The sequence below is a fragment of the Brevibacillus gelatini genome (assembly GCF_003710935.1).
In the GTDB taxonomy this organism is placed as follows: domain Bacteria; phylum Bacillota; class Bacilli; order Brevibacillales; family Brevibacillaceae; genus Brevibacillus; species Brevibacillus gelatini.
Genome location: NZ_RHHS01000064.1, coordinates 1 through 1605, shown reverse-complemented (window position 1 = coordinate 1605; position 1605 = coordinate 1). Strand labels below are relative to the sequence as shown.

At 50.8% G+C, this 1605-nt stretch carries 1 protein-coding gene; it reads left to right on the top strand.

Annotated elements, in window-relative coordinates:
* Positions 1-135: 135 nt before the first annotated feature.
* Positions 136-1488: an ISLre2 family transposase gene (locus tag EDM57_RS22250; RefSeq protein WP_122906863.1), complete on the top strand. Its 1353-nt coding sequence runs from the start codon at positions 136-138 to the stop codon at positions 1486-1488.
* Positions 1489-1605 lie beyond the last annotated feature (117 nt).

Sequence of the window (1605 nt, the reverse complement as noted above, 5' to 3'; positions counted from 1 at the left end):
GTATGAGTAAAATGTTCGTGGGCAAACCGAAAAGAAATTTTTGAAGAAAAATCAGTTGGAGGGTATAGAAAAGGGCTTCTCTTCTTGGTAAAGTGTAAAGCGCCAAAACCAAACACACCAAGGAGGAGAAACCCTGTGAGCAAGTTTACCACGGAATTTCCCACAATGAAAGAGCTTGAAACGTTGTTGTTTCGAACGTTGCAGGAACAGTTCGCTGCCGGTATGGCTTATATTTTGGAAGCGTTGGACGAGTATCTGATGCATCAACGGGATCATTCACGCTTTCGGCTGAAGGACCAACGAGAAGTCCAGATCGACACGCTCTTTGGTACGGTTCGATTCAAACGGCGATTGTATCAGGATCGCGTGAAGGGTCAACATGTGTATTTGTTGGATCGTATGCTGGCCTTTGACGGGCGGGAGAAGCTAAGCCCGTTTTTGGAAGAGATAGCGATCGAATTTGCTAGCCAAGGCCCCTCGTACCGGGACAGCGCAAAACGCTTGGAAGCGTTACTGGGGTATCGGGTACTGAGCCATGAGGCCATTCGGGACAAACTAATCACGCGGGTTGAACAAGCATCAACCATCGTGTCGAAAGCGACCCGAAGGTCGGTTCGCGTATTGTTTGTGGAAGTGGATGGACTTTACACCTCATTGCAGAGGCAGCGCCAGCGGGGAATGGAAAATCGAATGGCGATTGTGCACGAAGGATGGGAACAAGAGGGGGACCGAGTGCGGCTTAGGTCGAAACGCCATTACCTGCATACGACGAAGGGAGAGTTCTGGGAAGGGTTTGGCGACTTTCTGGTTCGTCATTACGACATGGATGAAAACACATGGATCGTAGTCAATGGGGATGGGGCCAATTGGATTGGAGAATGCGAATCCTACTTTCACCGCTGTATTTACACACTGGATCGCTTTCATGTGGCGCGAGAATTGCGCCGATTCCTGGGTCAGTTGCCAGAGACGTGGCAGACGGTACGGCAGGCGTTGGTGGCCTTTGAAGCGGATATCTTGCTGGCGACAGTAGAGTCCGTACCGGAGGAAAAGATTCTGGAAGAGCACCGGAACGAATGGCGGAAATACGTGGCCTATTTACGGCGGCATCGAAGGCATCTTATCGACTATCGAAAGGTTCTGGGTGAAGCTGGTATCGACACGACGGGCATGCGTCCAATGGGGAGTGCGGAAGCGCAAATGCGGGTGATGGCAAAAAGGACCAAACGAGGCGGCTACAGTTGGAGTGTACGGGGAGTACAAGCGATGTTGCGAGCCATTATGGCACGACAAGAGGGAAGTCGTTTGAGCGGCCAGGCGATAGCGAAGAAGCAAGTGTTACAGCCCAACCCAATGGTCCGAGTGAAGGACTTGCTACGGGAAGTGAAAGAGCAGGCAAAAGGCTATATAAACGGGACGATCCGCCTGTTGCACGGGCCATATCAAAGCAGCCCTACCGGGCTGGCCTTAAAAGCCCTTCGCGGATGAGGCAAAAATCGAGTGGAAGAAAGGAATCATACAAAAATAAAGCGCTTTCAAGAAGAGGAAACCAGAAGTCTTATTTTGGAGACAAAAAAATCCTGCCCACTATGGCTTGACTCACAC